Below are 15,273 nucleotides of genomic sequence, written 5' to 3'. Positions count from 1 at the left end.
CAGGTGAGCCTCAGACTGTATGACTCGGCAACCCGGCAGGTACGGGACTTCGTCCCCGTCGTCCCCGGCAAGGCGGGCATCTACGTCTGCGGCCCCACCCCGCAGAGCGCACCCCACATCGGGCACGTCCGGGCCCAGGTGAATTTCGACGTCCTGCGCCGCTGGCTGATCCACCAGGGTCTGGAAGTCAGCTATGTGCGCAACGTCACCGACATCGACGACAAGATCCTGGCCAAGTCGGCCGAGGCCGGGCAGCCGTGGTGGGCCCACGCGTTCCGCTTCGAGCAGGAGTTCACCGCCGCCTACGACACGCTGAACGTGCTGCGCCCGACCATCGAGCCCCGGGCCACCGGGCACATCACCGAGATGCTCGAGCTGATCGAGCGGCTGATCGCGGCCGGGCACGCCTACCCCGCGGCCGACGGCTCCGGCGACGTGTACTTCGACGTGCGCTCGTTCGCCGCGTACGGCTCGCTGACCCGGCAGAAGGTGGACGACATGGAGGCCGCGGCCGACGCGGACCCCAACGCCCGCAAGAAGGACCCGCGCGACTTCGCCCTGTGGAAGAGCACCAAGCCGGCCGAGCCCGCCACCGCGTCCTGGCCCTCGCCCTGGGGCCGGGGCCGGCCGGGCTGGCACCTGGAGTGCTCGGCGATGGCCACCCGCTACCTGGGGGCCGAGTTCGACATCCACGGCGGTGGGCTGGACCTGCGCTTCCCGCACCACGAGAACGAGCTGGCGCAGTCGGCGGCCGCCGGTGACCCCTTCGCCCGCTACTGGTTGCACAACGCCTGGGTGACCATGTCCGGCGAGAAGATGAGCAAGTCGCTGGGCAACACCATGACCATCGCCGCGCTCACCGAGAAGGTGCGCCCGGTGGTGCTGCGCTACGTGCTGGCCACCCCCCACTACCGTTCGAACATCGAGGTCAGCGAGGAGTCGCTGGCTGATGCCACGGCCGCCTACGAGCGGATCGAGAACTTCGTGCACCGGGCCGCCGAGCGCTTCGGGCCGAACTTCCTGGTCGGCCTCGAGGTGCCGGCGGCCTTCGCCGCCGCGATGGACGACGACCTGGGGGTACCGGCCGCCGTGGCGGTGCTGCACGAGACCGTCCGCGAGGGCAACAAGGCTCTGGCCGACGGCGACACCGAGCGGCTGAAACAGGCCTGGGCCGAGGTCCTGGGGATGACCGACGTGCTGGGCCTGAGTCCGCTGGACGAGGCCTGGAAGAGCGCGGGGGCGGCCGGTAGCCGGGAGTCGCAGGCACTGGACGTGCTGGTGCGGGCCGAGCTGGACGCCCGCGCGACCGCCCGGAAAGAAAGAGATTTCGCCACCGCGGATGCCATCCGCAACCGGCTCACCGAAGCTGGAGTGGTAGTCGAGGACACGCCGGAAGGCGCCCGCTGGAGTCTGGAGGCCGGCAGTGCCGGGTAATTCATCGCGCAAGGGGGCCACACGAAGGCCCGGATCCAAGAAGGGCGCGGTTGTCGGCTCCGGCGGGCAGTCCCGAAAGCGCTTGGAAGGCAAGGGGCCGACGCCGAAGGCAGTCGACCGGGACCACCATCCGGCGGCGCGCCGGGCTCGGGCTGCGGCCAAGCAGACCGGGTCGTCGCGGCCTTCGACCGGAGGCAACCGCTCCAACGCCAAGCGCTCGTCCAACACCGCCGAGATGGTCGCCGGGCGTAACCCGGTGGTCGAGGCGCTGCGGGCCGGGGTGCCGGCCAAGGCGCTGTACGTGGCGGCCCGGATCGACAGCGACGAGCGGGTCCGCGAGGCGATCAAAACGGCTGCGGACGCTGGTCTTCCGCTGCTCGAGGCCTCCCGTACCGACCTGGACCGGCTGACCAACGGCGCGGTCCACCAGGGTCTGGTGCTGCAGGTCAACGCCTACGAGTACGCCCACCCGGACGACCTGCTCGAGCTCGCCGCGCAGAGCGGAAGGCCGCCCCTGCTGGTGGTTCTCGACGGGGTGACCGACCCGCGCAACCTCGGTGCGGTGGTGCGTTCGGTGGCCGCGTTCGGTGGTCACGGCGTGATCGTGCCCGAGCGTCGGGCGGCCGGGATGACCGCAACCGCCTGGAAGACGTCGGCCGGTGCGGCGGCGCGGACTCCGGTGGCCCGGGTCTCGAACGTCAACCGGGCGATCGAGTCGCTCAAGGCCGCAGGCTGTTTCGTGGTCGGCCTGGACGCCGGCGGCGACGTCCAGCTGCCCGGGCTGGATCTGGCCACCGGGCCGCTGGTGCTGGTCGCCGGGGCCGAGGGCAAGGGCCTGTCCCGGCTGGTCCGGGAGAACTGCGACGCGATCGCCTCGATCCCGATGATCGGCGGCACCGAGTCGCTCAACGCCAGTGTGGCGATGGGGGTCTCGCTGTACGAGGTCTCGCGTCTGCGGGCCGAGTAGACCAAAACTGATGAGAGTCCCCCGGCCCTAAAGGGCCGGGGGTGCCCCCAGCCCGTGGTCACCACGGGCGTCCCTCATTCTGTTCTCAGGGCAGCGGGTCCACCACGACCGGCATCTCCTGGGTGTCCACACCCAGCACCGCCTGCTCGTCCGGCCGGTGCACCAGCACGTTGCGGATGTAGCTGGCCACCGCCTCGTCCAGACCGGCGTCCCGTCCGCTGTTCTCGGACAGGTACCAGCCGTGCTCCAGCACCTCGTGGAAGATCTCGGCCGGGGCCAGTTTTCCGCGCATCTCCAGCGGCACCGCGCGGACCACCGGCTCGAACCGGCGGGCCAGCCACTCGTGCGAGATCACGTCCTCGTCCACGCCCTGCCGGTCGGTCGCGGCCCGGTAGGTGTCCAGGTCGTTCAGCAGCCGCCGGGCCTGGTTCTCCTCCACGTCCAGCCCGGTCAGCCGCAGCAGCCGGCGCCGGTGGTGGCCGGCGTCGACCACCTTGGGCTGGATCTCCAGTGAGGTGCCGGTGACGTCGGTGTTGATGTTCAGCTCGCCGACGTCGAAGCCCAGGTCGTTGAGCCGGCGGATCCGGGCGTCCACCCGCCAGCGGTCTCCGGTGCCGAAGGCCTCCTTGGCGGTCAGCTCGGCCCACAGGGTGCGGTAGCGCTCGATGAACGCGTCGCTGGTGCGCACCGGGTCCAGGCTCTCGTCGAGCAGGCCGCCGGCCTCCAGGTCCATCAGTTCACCGGCGATGTTGGTGCGGGCCAGGTCCAGGTCGTGCTCACGCTGGCCGCGCGAGAGGGTGTCGTACAGGTCGCCGGTCTCGGCGTCCACCAGGTAGGCCGCGAAAGCGCCTGCGTCCCGCCGGAACAGGGTGTTCGACAGCGAGACGTCGCCCCAGTAGAAGCCGCTCAGGTGCAGCCGGACCATCAGCACGGCCAGCGCGTCGATCAGCCGCATGGCCGGCTCGGGGCCCATGGTCTGCGAGAACACCGCGCGGTAGGGCAGCGAGAACTGCAGGTGCCGGGTGAGCAGCACCGGGTCCAGGTCCTGGCCGTCGGCGTCGGTGCGGCCGGTGATGATGCCCAGCGGCTCGACCGCGGGCAGGCCCAGGCGGCGCAGCAGCCGCAGCAGCCCGTACTCGCGCCGGGCGAACTCCTCGGTGATCTCCTTGGCGGCGATCACGTTGCCGGAGAGCTGGACGAAACGTACGACGTGCCGCGATATACCCCGCGGCAGGGTGGCCAGCCGGTTGGCCGGCCAGTCCTCCAGCGGTACGTCCCAGGGCAGATCCAGCAGAGCCGGATCCGGTGCCGCGGAAGTGATCTGGAGCGTTCGTGTGACAGTCATCAGTCCCAACCCCCGCTCGGGCGCCGTCCGGCCGGTTCGGCCGGGACCGCAGTGGATCCCGGCCGAACCGGTTCAGTCGTGCTGAGCAGTGCTCGAGATCAGGCCTCGATGCGCTCGCCCGACTCGGTGTTGAACAGGTGCGTGTGGCCTTCCTTGGCCTTGAGGTGGACCGTCTGGCCCTTCTCCGGGGGACGGCGGCCGTCGACGCGGGCGATGACCGGCAGGTCGGTGCCCTCGCTCTTGAGCGTGCCGTGCAGGTAGGCGTCGGCCCCCAGCACCTCGACCAGCTCGACCTGGACCGGCAGACCGTGCTCGGCCAGCGAGAGGTCCTCCGGGCGCACGCCCAGGGTGACCTGCTTGCCGCCGGTGCTCAGCGCCTCCCGGGAGATCGGGTAGGTGGTGTCACCGAAGACCACGCCGCCCTCGGAGACCGGCAGGTTGAGCAGGTTCATCGCGGGCGAGCCGATGAAGCCGGCCACGAACGCGTTGTTCGGGTGGTCGTACAGCTCACGGGGCGAGCCGACCTGCTGGAGCAGACCGTCCTTGAGCACCGCGACCCGGTCACCCATGGTCATGGCCTCGGTCTGGTCGTGGGTGACGTAGACCGTGGTGACGCCCAGGCGGCGCTGCAGCGACGCGATCTGGGTACGGGTCTGGACGCGCAGCTTGGCGTCCAGGTTGGACAGCGGCTCGTCCATCAGGAAGACCTGGGGCTGGCGGACGATCGCCCGGCCCATCGCGACCCGCTGCCGCTGGCCACCGGAGAGGGCCTTCGGCTTGCGGTCGAGGTATTCGGTCAGGTCGAGGATCTTGGCGGCCTCGGCCACCCGCTGCTGGATCTCGGACTTGCTGACACCCGCGATCTTCAGGGCGAAGCCCATGTTCTCGCCGACGGTCATGTGCGGGTAGAGCGCGTAGCTCTGGAACACCATCGCGATGTCGCGGTCCTTCGGCGGCATCTGCGTGACGTCGCGGTCACCGATGAGGATGCGGCCCTCGTTCACGTCTTCCAGACCCGCGAGCATCCGCAGGGAGGTCGACTTACCGCAACCAGAAGGTCCGACCAGGACCAGGAACTCGCCGTCCTCGATGTGGAGGTTGAGCTTGTCCACGGACGGCTTGGTGGCACCCGGGTAGACGCGGGTTGCCTGATCAAATGTGACGGTGGCCACTTTGCCACTTCCCTTCACCGGCAGGAACGTGCCGGACGATCCGAGTGGAGGGTCGACCTGCCGGCGGCAGGTCTTACCGGTTGTGCCGGACCCGCATGGGTCCGGATGGAGCTATGACCAGGCGACGCGGGGGCGCCGTCGGCCACGGAGTACATCTAAGACTGTCGAACGGCCCGGCGCATAGGGGTAGTTGGTGTCATCTGCATCCCACTCGATCAGGGGTCCGTCGTCCGTGCGGGGACGGTGGCGACTGCGGCACAGTGGGTCAGCGTCCGGAACGGGGCGCGTTATGACACAAATGTCTGTTCTCATGTAACCCCGACCGCGGATCCGCAGGAGACCGGCCTATGGCGACAGCCCCCCGCGCCCGACTCGCCGACATCGCCGTGCAGGCGGGGGTCAGCGAGGCCACCGTCAGCCGGGTGCTGAACGGCCGTTCCGGCGTCGCCGAAGCCACCCGGGAGGCCGTGCTGACCGCGCTGGACGTGCTCGGCTACGAGCGCCCGGTCCGGCTGCGCCAGCACTCGGCCGGGCTGATCGGGCTGATCGTGCCCGAGCTGGACAACCCGATCTTCCCGGCCTTCGCCCAGGTGATCGAGTCGGCCCTGGCGCACCACGGCTACACCCCGGTGCTGTGCACGCAGACCCCCGGCGGGGTGCGCGAGGACGAGTACACCCAGATGCTCACCGAACGCGGGGTGGCCGGGATCATCTTCGTCTCCGGCCTGCACGCCGACACCTCGGCCGACCCGGGCCGCTACGCCGCGCTGCGCCGCCGGGGCCTGCCGATCGTGCTGGTCAACGGCTATGTCGAGGGCCTGGACGCGCCGTTCGTCAGCAACGACGACGTGACCTCGATGGACCTGGCGGTGAACCATCTGGTGGCCCAGGGGCACCGGCGGATCGGCCTGGCCCTGGGCCCGCCGCAGTACGTGCCGGTGATCCGCAAGATCGACGGATTCCGCCAGGCGATGCGCCGCCACCTCGGCCGGACCGATCTCGACGGGGCGATCGAGTGCTCGCTGTTCAGCGTGGAGGGCGGGGCGGCGGCCGCGCACCGGCTGATCGACGCCGGGTGCACCGCGGTGGTCTGCGGCAGCGACCTGATGGCACTGGGGGCGATCCGGGCGGTGCGCGAGCGCGGTCTGGACGTGCCCGCCGACGTCTCGGTGATCGGGTACGACGACTCGCCGCTCATCGCATTCACCGATCCGCCGCTGACCACCGTGCGGCAGTCGGTCCAGGCGATGGGGGCGGCCGCGGTCCGGGCCCTGCTGGACGACATCCACGGCGGCTCGCGCGGTGCGCACGCCACGTTCGCCCAGCGCACCGAGTACCTGTTCCGCCCCGAGCTGGTGGTGCGCGGTTCGACCGGATCTGTCGCCCAGAGGCCTGCTCCGGGGGAGTGAGGGTGTGATCCCGGACACGTCCGGGGGTTCCCCTTCGGGCAGTGCTCACCTACCCTGAGTGAAGATTCCGGCTGCCTCGGGTGTGCCGCGTCCGCCCCGGAGGCATCCCCCGACATCCGGGAGGTACTGCGCATGCGGATCAGTGATCTTCTCCGCCGGAAAGGCAGTCTGGTCGTCACGATCAGGCCCGACCAGAGCGTCACCGAACTGCTCGACGCACTGGCCACCAACGGGGTCGGCGCCCTGGTGGTGTCGGCCGACGGCGAGCGCATCGACGGCATCGTCAGTGAGCGTGACGTGGTGCGCAGACTCCAGCGCTTCGGTCCGGACCTGCTCACCGAGCCGGTCAGCGAGATCATGAGCAAGCACGTGCGCACCTGCCGGCCGGACACCGAGCTGGACGAGCTGATGCGGATGATGACCAAGGGCCGGTTCCGGCACGTCCCGGTCCTCGACGGAGACCGGCTGACCGGCATCGTCAGCATCGGCGACGTGGTCAAGCACCGGATCGACGAACTCGAGGGCGAGCGCGATCAGCTGCAGGCCTACATCACAAGCTGATCTCAACCTGAGCCCAGCTGATTCCCGGCCTCGTGCAACGGCTACGAGTTGTCGTGCGTTTGGCCTACCGTGGTCATCATGCCGCGCGATGCAACCGCCCGTGCCGCTGGAGAGGGGCGGATCGGTCAGTACCGCCTTGTCCAGCGCCTGGGCGAAGGCGGGATGGGCGTTGTCCATCTCGGACTCGACGCCAACGGTAAGGCCGTCGCCGTCAAGGTGCTGCGCCCGCACGTGGCCGGAGACCCGGATGCCCGGCGTCGTCTGGCCCGTGAGGTCGCCACCCTGCGGCGGGTCCGTCATCCCCGGGTGGCCGGGGTGCTGGACGCCGACGTGGAGTCGGACGTGCCCTACATCGTCACCAGCTTCGTGCCGGGCAAGACCCTGGAGAAGCACGTGCGCGACCACGGGCCGCTGCCCCGCGGCCACGTGGCCCGGATCGGCAAGGTGATGGCCGACGCGCTGCGCACCGTGCACAGCGCCGGGGTGGTCCACCGCGACGTCAAGCCGGCCAACGTGATGCTGCTGGACGGCGAGCCGGTGCTGATCGACTTCGGCATCGCGCACGCCGCCGACGAGTCCCGGATCACCCATACGGGCCTGGTCATGGGCACCCCCGGCTACCTGTCGCCGGAGATCATCGGCGGCGACCCGGTCAGCGCGGCCACCGACTGGTGGGGCTGGGGCGCCACCCTGGCCTACGCCGCCACCGGCCGCCCGCCCTTCGGCACCGGCCCGATCGAGGTCGTCCTGGACCGGGTCCGGCGCGGCGCCACCGACCTGGACGGGGTGGACGAGGGGCTGCGCGCCACGCTGACCTCGGCGCTGTCGGTCGACCCGCGCACCCGGCCTACTCCGGAAGCGCTGATCGCCGGCCTGGCCGCGCCCGCTCCGGCCCGGCCGACCACCGGCCCGCAGCCGCAGATCCCGGCCTGGGGCACCAGTGGGGTCTACGTCAGCCCGGACGAGGAGACGGTGCGTACTCCGGGGCCCGGCGAGGAGATCCGCAAGCAGGTCAAGCCGACCGACTCCACCGAGATCCGGATCCCCGGGCCCGACGAGATGGCGACCATGCGCACGCCTCCGCCGAGCTTCGCCGACGCCCAGACCTCGGTGATCCCGCCGACCGGCGGCGGCAGCAACGACCCCACGTCGGTGCTGCCCCCCTCGGGCCGGGGCAATGCCCGTACCTCGGTGATCCAGCCCAACGCGACGGGCGGTAACAACGACCCGACCTCGGTGATCCCGCCGTACCACCAGGGCGGCGGCAGCAACGCGGCCACCTCGGTGATCCCGCCGGCCGACGGCCCCAAGGCCACCCGGCGGTTCGACCACCCGGGCCAGAACGGACCGAACCAGCCGAACCAGCAGCAGAACCAGGGCCCCGGGCACGGTTACCAGCACCAGCCCCAGAACGGTTTCGAGAACCGTCCGGGGCAGCGCGGCCCGGTCCTGGCCAAGGGCCGGCCGATCGGCGACGACCCGGACCACCCGCAGGAGCACTACGACCACGACGAGCACCGCGAGAGCGTGCTCGACCGGCTGCCGCTGGGCTCCATGCCGCTGTTCCTGGTCGGCCTGCTCGCGGCGCTGGCCGGGATGGCCGCGGTCGCCCCCTACGGCGCGGTGCTGGTCGCCGCGGTCGGCATGGTCGCCGCCCGCGTGGTCGACCGCACCAACACGGCGCTGCTGATGCGCCGCGACGTGCACGGCCCCCGGGCCAGCGACGGCATGGTCACCGTGCTGTCCATGCCCTGGCGGATTCTCGGCGCGGTGATGTCCACCGTGTTCTCGATGATCCTGCCGCTGCTGATCGGCGTCAGCGTGGCCTTCATCGCGGCCGCTGCGCAGAGCGGCGGCACCCCGTCGGCGGCCATCCCCGGTGCTCCGATCCCGCTCGCCGCGGGCATGGTGGCGCTGGTCCTGACCGGTTGGTGGGGCCCGGGCGGGGGTCCGGTGCGGCGCGGTACCGAGAAGGCGGTCGCCTCGATCACCAGCAACGCGCAGATCCGGCTGGTCGCCTGGGCGGTGCTCGTCCTGCTGCTGCTGAGCTGCTTCATGATCCTGCGTAACCCCGATCACGATCCGGACTGGGGCCCGCTGAAGGGCAGCCGCCTGGTCAACCAGCTCACCACCTGAGCCGGACCACTGCGAAGAACCCACCAGAGGACGTCCTCTGGTGGGTTTTTCGTTTACACCGGCTGAAGTTCGTAGCGCGGGCTGGGCTTGCCGAACAGGTACCCCTGGGCGTGCCGCACCCCGATCCCGGCCAGCCACGCGCTCTGCTGCTCGGTCTCCACCCCTTCGACGATCACGTCGATGCCCAGCCCGTTGCCCAGCCCGATCAGCGCCTCCACGATCCGGTCGCACTGCTGGTCCTCGCCCAGGCCGGAGGTGAAGCTGCGGTCCACCTTGATACCGGAGACCGGCAGGTCCCGCAGGTAGGACAGGGCCGAGAAGCCGGTGCCGAAGTCGTCCACCACGATCCGCACGCCCAGGTTGTGCAGCTGCTCGATCTCCTGCCGGGCCGCCGGGGCCGAGCTCAGCATCACCGACTCGGTCAGCTCCACCACCAGCTGCGAGGCCGGCAGCCCGGATTCGGCCAGCACCTTCTCCACCTCGTCGGAAAAGCCCGGCCGGATCATCTGGTTCGGCGAGACGTTCACCGCCACGTACCCCGGATCGGCGCTGGAGGCGGCGGCCCGCACGGCATCGCGCAGCACCCAGGCGCCGAGTTCGACGATCAGCCCGGACTCTTCGGCCACCGGCAGGAAGGTGATCGGCGGCATCAGCCCCCGGTCCGGATGCCGCCAGCGCACCAGCGCCTCCCGGCCGATCACGTCGCGCCCGTCCAGGCCCACGATCGGCTGGAAGTGCAGTTCCAGCTCGCCGTCGGTGATCGCCGCGCGCAGCTGGTGCTCCAGGTCCAGGCGCTCGGTGGCAGCCTTGCGCTGGAAGCTGTCTACCGTGTCCCAGCGATCCCTACCCCGGCTCTTGGCTTGGTAGGTGGCCATTTCCGCGTCCCGAAGGAGCAGGAGCGGATCGCCCATCGGATCGCCGGACAGGGCGATGCCGACGCTGACCGTAGGCCGCAGCGTGCGACCGCCGAGAACAAGCGGCTCGTTCACGGCTGCGCGCACCCGGTCGGCCACCACGCCGGCCTCGTCCTCGTCGGCGACGTCGTCGCAGACCACCACGAACTCGTCGCCGCCCAGCCGTCCGGCGGTGTCTCCGGGGCGTACCGCGGCGGCCACCCGCCGGCCGATCTCGGCCAGGACCTCGTCACCGTCCTCGTAGCCGGCGTTGTCGTTGACCACCCGGAAATGGTCCACGTCGCACTGCAGCACGGCCACCCGCAGCCCGCTGAGCCGGGTCCGGTCCAGCGCCGCCTGGATCCGGTCGAGCACCAGCGGCCGGCTCGGCAGCCCGGTCAGCCGGTCGTGCAGCGTCATGTGGGTCATCAGGCCCTGGGCCTGGTACAGGTCGCTGCGGTCCTCGACCTGGACGATCAGCTGCACCGGGTGCGAGGCGGAGTCACGGATCGGGGTGAGCACCAGCGTGCCCCACAGATGCATGCCGCCGTGCCCGACGAAACGTCGCTCCAGCCGCAGCGCGTCCTCGTCCCCGCTGACCAGCCCGGCCAGCCGGGCCCGCAGCACGTCCACGTCCTTGGGGTGCACCACGTCGGCCAGGGTCAGGGCCTGCAGCTCGTCGGCGCGGTAGCCGAGCATCCGGCACAGCGTCCGGTTCACCCGCAGGAAGCGGCCGTTCAGCGCGGTGACCGCGATCCCGATCGGGCTGTGCTGCATGGTCCGGCGGAACAGGTCCTCGCCCCCGGCGGGTAGCGGCGGCGGGTCGAGGACCGGGGCCGGGCTGATCGAGCTGGCCACCGCCCGGGCCCGGCCGTCGTCGCTGAGCAGCGGGATCGCGGTGACCTGAAGCCGGCGCGGCCGGCCGTCGATCAGCACCGGATCGGTCAGGCCACTCTGCATCTGTCCGGTCCGCACCGCCGCCGCGCTGATCCGGTCCACCTCCGCGACCAGGGCCGGGCGGGCCTGGGTGAGGTCGATCGTGACGGTCTCGTCGGTGCGCCGCGGGGCCGGGATGCTCGGGCGGGAGTCCGCCGGCAGGGTCAGGCCGAGCAGCTGCCCGGCCCGGGGGTTGGCCAGCAGAACGGTGCCGTCGGCGTCCTGGAGCAGGACCCCGTCCGGGAGCGCGCCGAGCAGGACCCGGTAACGGGCCTGCGATTCGGCGACGGAAACGCCGTCCGGATGGCGCCGGGCGCGCCGGGACTGGCGAACATCTCCTCGCGGCATGTCTCTCCTCATCGCCTCCCGCCGCCTCGCAAACTGCGGGCCCGGCGTGGTTCACCGGCAGTGTATGAACCCTCACCCCACGTCCTCAGGGGCGACACGGGCCGGGTCCGAGGAGATGACACTTTCTGATGTCTACCTCGTCATGCTTTCGCCCCGGCCTTGCCAGGTGTTGCCAAAAGTCCTGTCCGGAGCATGTTCCCGGGTAGTGGCCGGTTGATCCCTGAGCGGTGGTTCCGGTCCGGCTTGGGCGTTTCCCCTAGCTCGGATGGGGGTGCGGACCAGGGGATTCCCGGATCCCTCGGGACGGGGTGCTGCGCATACTCAGGAGGCGTCGGGGCATGGGGGACATGCCGACCTGGGGACATCGGAGCCGTGATGAAGAGCATCGCCACGTCCGTCGTGAGACATCGCTGGTGGGTGATCGGCTTCTGGCTGGTCGCCCTGGTCGCCGGGGGAGCGGCCGCCTCCGCAGTGCCCGATCGGCTGACCTACGACTTCTCGCTGCCCGGTCAGGAAGGCTGGGAGACGTCGCTGGAACTGCAGGAGGCGTACGGCATCAGTGGCGAGCTGAGCTACGTCCCCGTCTACACCGCACCTGAGGGCGAGGGCATCGCCGAGCACCGGGACGACCTGGCCGGGATCGATCGGGCGCTGGAACAGTTGCCGGGCGCTCAGGTGGTCGGTTACGCCGGCACCGGGGACGAGCGATTCCTGACCGACGACGGCCGGAGCGCCTTCAGTCTGCTGATCCGGCCCACGCCAGAGGGTTTCGAGGATCCGCTGGCCGCGCAGATGGAGCAGATCCTGACCCGGAGCGCCGAGCAGACCGGCCTGGGCGTGGAAATCACCGGCTACCAGCAACTTGCGGCCGACTCGGCGCAGGACTCCGAGGGCCCGAGCGTGCTGGCCGAGACCCTGATCGGTGGTTTCGGTGCCCTGATCGTGCTGCTGTTCGTCTTCGCCTCGTTCCTGGCCTTCGTGCCGTTGCTGGTGGCCGCCGTGGCGATTCTGTCCACCTTCCTGGTCGTGCTCGGCCTGACCTACGTCACCGACGTCTCGTTCGTGGTGCAGTTCCTGATCGCGTTGATCGGGCTGGGCGTGGCTATCGACTACTCGCTGCTGGTGGTCTCCCGTTGGCGAGAGGAGCGGGCGCACGGCGCGGGGAATGACGAGGCGGTGATCACCGCGGTTCGCACGGCTGGGCACGCCGTGCTCGCCTCCGGCGTCACCGTCGCGATCAGCCTGATCGCGCTGGTCGTGGTGCCGGTGCCGATGCTGCGCAGCATGGGTTTCGGCGGCATGCTGATTCCGCTGATCAGCACCCTGGTCGTGCTCACCCTTTTGCCCGCGCTGCTCAGTCTGGCCGGTCCCCGGGTGGACTGGCCGCGCATCCGTAAGGAGAACCACGCCTCCTCGGGCTGGGCGGCCTGGGCCCGCGGGGTGGTCCGATACCGCTGGATCGCCGCCGGAGTGGGGTCGGCCGCCCTGGCCCTGGCCATCGTCCCGGTCTTCGGTCTGCAGTTCGGCCTGACCAGCTCGGAGTCGTTGTCGGACTCCGGCCAGGCGCACGACACCTTGGTGACCCTGGAGGAGCAGGGCGTCGGTAGCGGCGTGCTCTCGCCGATCACCGCCGTGGTGGACTCCGCGCAGGATGTCCCGGCCCTGGTGGCCGCCGCCGAAAAGGTCGACGGGGTAAGGATGGCGGTCCCGTTGGAGCCGTCGCCGTCCGGGGCGACCGGGGTGGTTGTGGTGCCCGAACTTGAGACGGTGGACAACAGTTCGGTGGCGATCGCGGACGATCTGCGTGAAGCGGTTGCGGAACTACCGGGCTACGTGGGGCTGGCGGGGGCCGGACCGACCGTTCAGGACTACCAGGCAGCGGTTTTCGACCGGTTCCCGTACGTACTGGCGCTGATCGCGGTGATCACCTTCGTGCTGCTGGTGCGCACCTTCCGGTCGGTGCTGCTGCCGTTGAAGGCGGTGCTGCTCAACCTGTTCAGTCTGGCCGCGGTGTTCGGGCTGGCCACCTGGTTCTGGCAGGAGGGCAACGGGTCCGAGGCGATCTTCGGGGTGGGCGCCACCGGGGCCATGGAATTCTGGTTACCGGTACTGATTTTCGCCTTCCTGTTCGGACTTTCGATGGACTACGAGGTCTTCCTGCTGGCCCGGATGCGAGAGGAGTACGACCGCACCGGATCCACCGACCGCGCCATCGAAGAGGGCCTGGGCCGCACCGGGCGGCTGATCACCTCGGCCGCGCTGATCCTGTTCTTCGCCTTCGCCGCCCTGGCCGCCACCCCCGACACGGCGATCAAGGTGGCGGCCACCGCCCTGGGTGTGGGCATCCTGCTCGACGCCACCGTGGTGCGCATGCTGCTGGTGCCGGCCCTGGTCTCGCTGTTCGGCAGGTACAACTGGTGGCTGCCGGCCGGGCTGGCCCGGATCCTCATGGTCGAGCCCTCACCGTTGCGGCCCGAAAAGCTTCAGGGCACAACTGAGGACGATCGTCGGCCCGCCCGGGTAGGCCAGTAGGAAGATCAGTCCACGCGTTCGAGGCCGGCCTGACGGGCGGCCTCGATCGCGGTGCTCAGGCCGAAGGCGCTGACCGGACCGATCGCCCCGGCGATGGTGGGCTCGCAGTTCGGCACCGCCGCGGCGTGGTGGGCCAGCAGCCGCGCGGTCAGGTCGTAGGGGTTCGGGCCGGTCAGGGTAACCCGGGCCAGGGTGTTGCCCCCGGCGTCCTGCGCCTCGGCGATCACCATGCTCACCATCGCGGTGCGGCCCAGCGAGTCCGGGCCGTCGTCGGCGGCGCGCACCATCTGCCGGTGCTTGCGCTTGGTCAGCGCCCGGCCGATCGACAGCCGGGCGCCGCCGGTGGCCGACTTGGGCAGCAGCGACTGGCCGTTCGGGTCGGGGCGCAGCCAGCCGATGTACACGTCCACGTCGCGCACCCGGGGCTGGAACTGGGCCAGGGTGAAGTGTTCCGGCCCGCCGATGCTGGTGGCGATCCGCTCCACCCCGTCGATCGTGTAGCTGCGCTCGCGCAGGCCGGGCATCTCGGACTCCACCACGCCACCGCGGCGCACCAGGCCCGGCTGGAAGAGCGCCCCGGTGATCGAGTCCAGCACCCCGGCGCTGAACGAGCCCTGCTCGAAGTCGCCCAGCACGAAGTAGCCGATCTGGACCTTGGTGGCCTGCGGCCCGGCCTCCTGCAGGGCGGCCGCCCCGGCGATGCTGCCCGGGCTGAAGCTGAAGCCGACCGAGGGCATCACCACCACGCCGGCCTCCCGGGCGGGGCGGCCCCACTTCTGGAACACCTGCTGGATGAACGGCGGCTCGATGGCCACGTCCAGATAGTGCGCGCGACGGGTGACAGCGGCCCGCACCACGGATTCGCCCGCGGTCCGGAACGGGGCGATCGTGCTGATCACCACGTCGCCCGGGCTGATCAGGGCGGCCAGCGAGCTGCGGTCGGCGGCGTCGGCGATCCGGAAGTCGAGCCCTCCGAGCTCGGTCGCCAGCTGCGACAGCTCGCCGCCGTTGCGGCCCGCCAGGACCGGGAAAATGCCTCGCTCCACCAAGGCCCGGGCCGTCACCCGGCCCAGATAGCCGTTGGCGCCGAGAAGTACTGTGCGCGCTCCATCTGTCACACGGCGAAAGCTAGACACTTGCGTCGCTAATGCACCAGTCGAAAGCCGGGGCGGCTAGGCCTTTTGCGGTCCGGAGTGAGGTAAGTCATAAGAAGGAAAAGGACTTTCGGAACACGGCACGCAGAACGGGCGCGCAATGTTATTGCAGAGTCATCTACTTCTGTCTCTGAGTGCCAGGCAATTCCGGACGCCTGTCCAGTTTCCGGATCGAAAGCCTGCTCGGCAGTGGTGATCTTGAGCCGATCGTCCGGCATTACTGCCACTTGCTCGTGTCGGCTCAGATGCCGACCGGCGTCAATTCCGGAATGCGCAATACCGGCAAGTCGGGCTTCGGTTATGCTCCGGTAATACCCGCCCAATTCACCCGGAGAAGACAGCGATGTCTCGGAAGCTGGTGCTGATCCTGTGGGCCGCGCTCGCGG

Annotated in this window: 10 protein-coding genes; 6 read left to right on the top strand and 4 right to left on the bottom strand. The window is 70.4% G+C overall.

What is annotated here, in order from left to right; genetic code table 11:
* Window positions 1–3: 3 nt before the first annotated feature.
* Both cysS and rlmB read left to right on the top strand, forming a co-directional pair.
* On the top strand, window positions 4–1,434 hold the full coding sequence (gene cysS / locus LR394_RS00050; RefSeq protein ID WP_231438201.1) for a cysteine--tRNA ligase: 1,431 nt from the start codon (window positions 4–6) through the stop codon (window positions 1,432–1,434).
* Entirely contained in the window at window positions 1,424–2,401 is a 978-nt protein-coding gene (rlmB, locus tag LR394_RS00045) for a 23S rRNA (guanosine(2251)-2'-O)-methyltransferase RlmB (RefSeq protein WP_407936954.1), read from the top strand. The genes cysS and rlmB overlap by 11 nt, the downstream gene beginning before the upstream one ends.
* A gap of 85 nt (window positions 2,402–2,486) precedes the next feature.
* Here the strand turns inward: rlmB and LR394_RS00040 are convergent, their stop codons facing one another.
* Window positions 2,487–3,746, bottom strand: coding sequence for a DUF4032 domain-containing protein (locus tag LR394_RS00040; protein WP_231438199.1), 1,260 nt, complete (start codon window positions 3,744–3,746; stop codon window positions 2,487–2,489).
* A gap of 98 nt (window positions 3,747–3,844) precedes the next feature.
* Window positions 3,845–4,918, bottom strand: a complete 1,074-nt coding sequence (locus tag LR394_RS00035; RefSeq protein WP_231438198.1) for an ABC transporter ATP-binding protein — start codon at window positions 4,916–4,918, stop codon at window positions 3,845–3,847.
* A 347-nt stretch (window positions 4,919–5,265) separates the two neighbouring features.
* Between LR394_RS00035 and LR394_RS00030 the strand changes: the two genes are divergently transcribed.
* From LR394_RS00030 to LR394_RS00020, 3 genes are all read left to right on the top strand, one after another.
* Complete coding sequence (locus LR394_RS00030) at window positions 5,266–6,327, top strand: LacI family DNA-binding transcriptional regulator (RefSeq protein ID WP_231438197.1); 1,062 nt, start codon at window positions 5,266–5,268, stop codon at window positions 6,325–6,327.
* Window positions 6,328–6,459: 132 nt separating this feature from the next.
* On the top strand, window positions 6,460–6,888 hold the full coding sequence (locus tag LR394_RS00025; protein WP_231438196.1) for a CBS domain-containing protein: 429 nt from the start codon (window positions 6,460–6,462) through the stop codon (window positions 6,886–6,888).
* Between the two features lie 78 nt (window positions 6,889–6,966).
* Complete coding sequence (locus LR394_RS00020) at window positions 6,967–9,024, top strand: serine/threonine-protein kinase (protein WP_231438195.1); 2,058 nt, start codon at window positions 6,967–6,969, stop codon at window positions 9,022–9,024.
* Window positions 9,025–9,077: 53 nt separating this feature from the next.
* Here the strand turns inward: LR394_RS00020 and LR394_RS00015 are convergent, their stop codons facing one another.
* Window positions 9,078–11,201, bottom strand: coding sequence for a putative bifunctional diguanylate cyclase/phosphodiesterase (locus tag LR394_RS00015; protein ID WP_231438194.1), 2,124 nt, complete (start codon window positions 11,199–11,201; stop codon window positions 9,078–9,080).
* Between the two features lie 375 nt (window positions 11,202–11,576).
* Between LR394_RS00015 and LR394_RS00010 the strand changes: the two genes are divergently transcribed.
* On the top strand, window positions 11,577–13,733 hold the full coding sequence (locus tag LR394_RS00010; protein WP_231438193.1) for an MMPL family transporter: 2,157 nt from the start codon (window positions 11,577–11,579) through the stop codon (window positions 13,731–13,733).
* Between the two features lie 5 nt (window positions 13,734–13,738).
* Here LR394_RS00010 and LR394_RS00005 read toward each other — a convergent pair whose 3' ends face one another.
* Window positions 13,739–14,851: a saccharopine dehydrogenase family protein gene (locus tag LR394_RS00005; RefSeq protein WP_231438192.1), complete on the bottom strand. Its 1,113-nt coding sequence runs from the start codon at window positions 14,849–14,851 to the stop codon at window positions 13,739–13,741.
* Window positions 14,852–15,273: the final 422 nt, after the last annotated feature.

The sequence above is a fragment of the Kineosporia babensis genome, assembly GCF_021129305.1.
In the GTDB taxonomy this organism is placed as follows: Bacteria; Actinomycetota; Actinomycetes; order Actinomycetales; family Kineosporiaceae; genus Kineosporia; species Kineosporia babensis.
This window is presented reverse-complemented; position numbering and strand designations above follow the sequence as displayed.

What these genes read in the sequence shown, in the direction of transcription:
- LR394_RS00025 (WP_231438196.1), top strand. Translation starts at nt 6,460, where the DNA reads ATGCGGATCAGTGATCTTCTCCGCCGGAAAGGCAGTCTGGTCGTCACG.
- LR394_RS00010 (WP_231438193.1), top strand. Translation starts at nt 11,577, where the DNA reads ATGAAGAGCATCGCCACGTCCGTCGTGAGACATCGCTGGTGGGTGATC.
- LR394_RS00030 (WP_231438197.1), top strand. Translation starts at nt 5,266, where the DNA reads ATGGCGACAGCCCCCCGCGCCCGACTCGCCGACATCGCCGTGCAGGCG.
- LR394_RS00040 (WP_231438199.1), bottom strand. Translation starts at nt 3,746, where the DNA reads ATGACTGTCACACGAACGCTCCAGATCACTTCCGCGGCACCGGATCCG.
- LR394_RS00015 (WP_231438194.1), bottom strand. Translation starts at nt 11,201, where the DNA reads ATGCCGCGAGGAGATGTTCGCCAGTCCCGGCGCGCCCGGCGCCATCCG.
- LR394_RS00020 (WP_231438195.1), top strand. Translation starts at nt 6,967, where the DNA reads ATGCCGCGCGATGCAACCGCCCGTGCCGCTGGAGAGGGGCGGATCGGT.